The organism is Fodinibius sp., from assembly GCF_041642155.1.
GTDB lineage: Bacteria > Bacteroidota > Rhodothermia > Balneolales > Balneolaceae > Fodinibius.
Genome location: NZ_JBEPWZ010000227.1, coordinates 1 through 5,067, shown reverse-complemented (window position 1 = coordinate 5,067; position 5,067 = coordinate 1). Strand labels below are relative to the sequence as shown.

The 5,067-nt window shown below is 49.4% G+C and carries 4 protein-coding genes and 1 tRNA gene; 2 read left to right on the top strand and 3 right to left on the bottom strand.

The annotated features are described in order from the left end of the window. Nucleotides 1–351 precede the first annotated feature (351 nt). Nucleotides 352–423 (bottom strand) — tRNA-Met (locus tag ACESLU_RS11560). A gap of 51 nt (nucleotides 424–474) precedes the next feature. Between ACESLU_RS11560 and ACESLU_RS11555 the strand changes: the two genes are divergently transcribed. Together ACESLU_RS11555 and ACESLU_RS11550 are read left to right on the top strand one after the other, a co-directional pair. Continuing rightward, entirely contained in the window at nucleotides 475–1,644 is a 1,170-nt protein-coding gene (locus ACESLU_RS11555; RefSeq protein ID WP_372638804.1) for a DUF4421 family protein, read from the top strand. Between the two features lie 166 nt (nucleotides 1,645–1,810). Beyond that, on the top strand, nucleotides 1,811–2,269 hold the full coding sequence (locus tag ACESLU_RS11550; RefSeq protein WP_372638803.1) for a hypothetical protein: 459 nt from the start codon (nucleotides 1,811–1,813) through the stop codon (nucleotides 2,267–2,269). A 125-nt stretch (nucleotides 2,270–2,394) separates the two neighbouring features. Here ACESLU_RS11550 and ACESLU_RS11545 read toward each other — a convergent pair whose 3' ends face one another. Continuing rightward, a complete protein-coding gene (locus ACESLU_RS11545; RefSeq protein ID WP_372638802.1) occupies nucleotides 2,395–3,669 on the bottom strand; it encodes a rhodanese-like domain-containing protein in 1,275 nt (424 codons plus the stop codon). Nucleotides 3,670–3,964: 295 nt separating this feature from the next. After that, nucleotides 3,965–5,067: thiamine pyrophosphate-dependent enzyme (locus tag ACESLU_RS11540; protein WP_372638801.1), on the bottom strand; the 1,103-nt coding region annotated here is incomplete at its 5' end.

Sequence of the window (5,067 nt, the reverse complement as noted above, 5' to 3'; positions counted from 1 at the left end):
ATCAATTCCAATGAGTCCGCCTCCGGCGGACGACATATTGGTAGAGGAGGCGTCCTGTCAGAGATCCCCATATCAAATAAATCAATTCCAATGAGTCCGCCTCCGGCGGACGACATAATGGTAGAGGACGACATATTGGTAGGAATATCCCAAAATCAAAAAGATCAATTCCAATGAGTCCGCCTCAGGCGGACGACATAATGGTAGGGGACGGCATATCGGTGGGAGAATCAGGGTAACCCGGGCACGGTCTGATGGTACCACAAACATGGCATGATGAAATGATGATCATATCCAGACCACAAACGTGACAAAATAAAAAAGCCGGCTTTTATACCGGCTTTTCTTTTGTAGCGGGGACAGGATTCGAACCTATGACCTTCGGGTTATGAGCCCGACGAGCTACCACTGCTCCACCCCGCAATTTTGGTTTTTATCGAGGTTGCAAAGATAACAATCTTTCAGGAACTGACAATGGATAATTTATTTCAGTTAGGCATGATTGTGGTATTTGTGCCGGTGAAACATGAATATCAGCTTGTTTCTGTAAAAATAATTGTTGTCGGGGAAATGGGTGAAAACGGAAAATCAAAAATATCGGGACTGAAAAGACTTTTGTCAAAATACAGATGGATCGGCGTGATGCTCATCCTGCTATTTTCATCAGGAAACGATCTGAAAGGCCAAACGGCAGATAGCCTGGTCAGTTTTATTAAGGACTTTGGCAATTTTCTGCTTTACCGTAATCATGACACCAATTATATCCGGAGCCGGGGAGATGAAGTGTCGGTCCGGTTGATTGCCGTCGGTAAATTCAATTATTTCAGGATAAGGGACAGAATAAATGATACGCGTTTCAGGTACCGTCCTGTCAGGGACCTTAGTGTGGGCGCAGGACTGTCGTATAAATGGTTCTCGCTGGATCTGACCTTTAGCCTGGGCTTAAGAAAGAACGCCGATCTGGAGAATACGCGGTTTTTTGATTTCCAGGGTAAAATATTCAGCAGTAAGCAATATATCGCCGGTACCCTGCAGTATTATAAGGGATATAAGTTACAGGGACTCTCGGGCACCCCGGTTGTCCTCAGGGAAGGCAGCGAGCGAAGAGAAGACATCCGGACCATCAATATAGGGCTTCAATATTTTTACGCTTTTAATTATACACGTTTTTCTTTGAAAGCTCCTTTCGATCTGAACGAAATACAACGACGGAGTGCCGGCAGCGTGATCGCCGGCGCCGGTTTCTCCATCTACGTGATGGATGCCGATACCTCCGTGGTCCCTCCTGAAGTAGCTGGTTATTTCGATCCCCTGACTCATATCGTCGATATGAATATTCTGTCGCTCACCCTGAATGTGGGATATATGTATTCGTTCGTTTATAAAGAGCGCTTATTTCTCACTCTTGGACTGATCCCCGGGTTAAGCATCACGGGTGGCGATTATCTGACGGATGAAAGGAGGTTGACCGGACCCCACCTGAACCTCAAGGTTAGCACTATGAATGCACTGGGTTATAATAGCAACAAATTTTACACGGGAATACATTTTATCGTCGACGGTCAGTTCACGAGGCTTGAAAAAAAGAGATCCGCTGAGATCGGGCACGGGAAAGCAGGATTGTTTGCCGGTTACAGATTCTGAAATATTGACTGAACCGGGTTGCCCTACCTTGCATCAGGCTAAAAGAGGAAGTATCCTGCAGCTGCCGGATGGGCCAGGGAGGAATGGAACGGAATTTATTTATTATGTTTATTCAATTACGGCACGTACTTTGTAAACTAAATAGTCTAATTAAAAAAGAAGTCCTATGAAGAGATTGTATTTGATTATCGCATTATTGTCATCCACTACATTAATAATGGCACAGGCAGGCGGAGTGGCGCCTCTGGCTAAGGGCCAGAACCAGATTAACTTTGGTCTGGGGTTCAGTGGTTTCGGTATTCCTGCTTATGTTTCGTTTGATTTTGCCGTTCACAAGGATGTGACGATCACCCCCCAGGTCAACGTGGTCCTGGATGATGACGTTGTATGGTTCGGCGCAATGCTGAAAGCTGATTATCACTGGAACTACCTGATCGGGATCCCGAACAACTGGGATTTTTATTCAGGTGCCCGCCTTGGATTTCTGACTGGTGATGACTTTGAACTCGACCTGGGCCTGCAGATCGGAGGACGTTGGTATTGGAATGAAAGCTGGGCGCTTAATCTTGAATTCGGAGGAGGCACCGGTTTCGGCACTACCCTCGGGGTGAGTAAGAAATTCTAAAGGTTATTTCATGTTTTGCAGGGAAAAGCTCGATTTTTCTCTGTGAGTTTATTACAGGGGCCTGACGGTTTGAACCTTCAGGCCCTTTTTTTGCTTATCAAATCGTTTTGACCTGCCAGTATATCTTATTCTACAGGGTTTTCCGGGTCGCTGCTCCATTCGAACCAGCCCCCGTCGAAGACCGATGCCCTGGGCCAACCCATTAGGAATGCATTGAACCAGGCCTCGCTCCCGCGCCAGCCGGTTCCGCAATAAAAAGCGTTGTGCTTTGACGGCAGAATACCTGCTTCTTCCCACATCGCCTCTATTTCATGGTATTCCCTGGTGGTGTGGTCGAAATTCCTGTAATTCTCCATATGATAGGCATCGCTTCCGCAATGGCCGAAAATGGCCCCGGGGATCCGGCCCGTTTTTTCAATATAATGATAGCCGCTGACCTCCCCCAGGTATTCAGGCAAGCTCCTGACACAGACCAGTTCTGCATCCTCAGAGGCCAGCATTTGCTTAGCTTCCGCAATATCTACGGCCAGTTCGGGCCGGGCAGGGATCCCGGCTCCGAAATCGTCCACGGGAGAGGGAAATTCATCTATTGTGCTTAATTCAAAGCCTGCGTCGAGCCACGACTGGACGGCTCCATTTAATACCCTGACGTCTTTTACCCCCGCATACATCATGATGAAGGCGCTCCGGATAGCTCCGATCTGGCCGGCACTGCTTCCCGGAAACGGGTCTTCATTACTTGGGAATGAAAAGCGCCCGTAAAGGATCACGGTCGTATCGGCGGTGATCCCCAGTTTTTCAAGTGATCCCTTCAACTCCTCCGGCGACCGCCGGTTCCATGTGTCGGGCGACTCCAGGATATTGGTGTCTAAGGATATGGCACCCGGGATGTGGCCCTTTTTATAGTCCCGGGGATTCTGATAGTGCGCATGACATATCACGAAATCCCCCCCGCCGAACTCGGGCGGATTGCCCCCTTCTGTCAGTTCCTTTACCCACTCAGGGTATACCAGGTGACGGTAACCACTCAATTGTTCCATGGGCAGATACAGATCGGGTGACCATTCATCCATAAAATGAAGATAAACACCCACATTGCGGTACCCCGAGTCCTGTAGCCGCTTTGCAACGGCTAAGGGATCTTTCTCATCATAACCGTAGACTATCAGATGCTGTTCCGGCCGGATTTCCTTTGACCTGACGGCCTCTATCCAGTCGATGTACTTCAGCCATTTAGCGGGAAGGCTGCGGGCCCCTTTGATATGGCCTCCCCGTGGTTCTCCTTTTAACCGCCAACCGTTATATGCTTCCACCGGCCGCACATCGATGATGACCGTTGCATGATCGTTGAGCTTTCTTTTTAACTCCTCCGTAAAGATCTCTTTGAAATTATCTCTCATATTACAAGGGATATCGCGATACAGGCAATGAACAAGAAGTAATCCACTATAAACAATTTTTCCTTCATTTGGTTCCGGCGCGAGCGATGTCGCAGCACCACTCAGTTGCCAGCTGTTAATTGCTAGTTGCTAGTTGCTAGTTGCTAGTTGTTAGATGTTAGTTGTTAGATGTTAGTTGTTAGTTGTTGAGTAAGCGTGCAAAATAATGCACGACATGGGGAGTTGTGTGGAGGTTTCTCCAGTCCGGATCCGGGTTTGCCTGGAATTAGCAGGCAAGGAAGGGCATATAATGTGCTCAATGCCCGAAAATCTCTCCGATCAACGTTTTTAATTTCAGGTTAGAAGATATCTTGCTGCTATCGAATACCTCCAGCAGGGCCTCCAAAGGCATGAAATCACTTGATTTCAGATAATGGAACAAGGCCATGATCATGGCATTCCTGCTGCCGGCTTTTTCGCGGAAGGGAAATGAGATGATTTGGGCGTTCGTTGCCGGCTCCTCCAGTGAACTGTCGATCAAAACCATGCTTTCATTGTCGAGCCCCGCGACCATTTTCCGGGCAAAGTCCAATCCATCCCGGGAAGTGATGATGGCCACATCGGGTCCGGGAGCGCCGGTATACAGGATCTCTTCCGGCGAAAGGATCAGGTGGGCCGCTGAAAAACCTACCCCCACCGTTACCGGGTAACTGCCTTTCCTGGTGACTTGTAAGCCGGAGCGCATACCGGCGCGGATGAACAACTCTGCAGCTGACTGCACCCCTTCACCTGCGGAACCGCTTAGAAAGATCCTGACCGCTTTACTCAGCTTGTGCCGGTATTTGTCATCAATGCTCAAAGAATCACCCATCAGGCTTTTCACGTCGTGCCGGTCCCGTGTCACGAATGTTTCCGGCTCTCTGTCAATATATACCTTTGTTTCCATGCCTGCTTCTTCGATCAACTTGCTGAGCTTCATCCCCGGATTGCTTTTTACACCGTAGGAAGGACAAACTTCCATTACTTCCACCAGTGAAAACCCTTTTCGGGAGAAGGCTTCGGCCAGCGCGCCGGAGATATCGCCGATGCCGCTGACCCTGCGCACATAACTCGCTCCGGCGGCCGTCACCAGAGCGCAGATGTCATATCCGGGATGACTTGCCCCTTCTTCCAGGGTAGGGGTTTTGAAACCTTCGGGTGTGAACCCGCTGGGCTGGCCGCCGGTCATCCCGTAGAGCATGTTATTATGGATCACCACGGTCATGTTAAATGCGTTGTGCGCCGCGTCAAGCAGGTGCTGCATCCCGATGGTCGCACCCCCGTCGCCAACGAAAACGATCACCTTCTTTGAAGGGTCGTTCAAACCCGCCGAAACACCGGAAGCCAGAGCGACCGACCTGCCATGTAATCCATGCACCG

Coding starts and splice junctions, on each gene's coding strand:
- ACESLU_RS11555 (WP_372638804.1), top strand. CDS start 475: ATGGATAATTTATTTCAGTTAGGCATGATTGTGGTATTTGTGCCGGTG.
- ACESLU_RS11550 (WP_372638803.1), top strand. CDS start 1,811: ATGAAGAGATTGTATTTGATTATCGCATTATTGTCATCCACTACATTA.
- ACESLU_RS11545 (WP_372638802.1), bottom strand. CDS start 3,669: ATGAGAGATAATTTCAAAGAGATCTTTACGGAGGAGTTAAAAAGAAAG.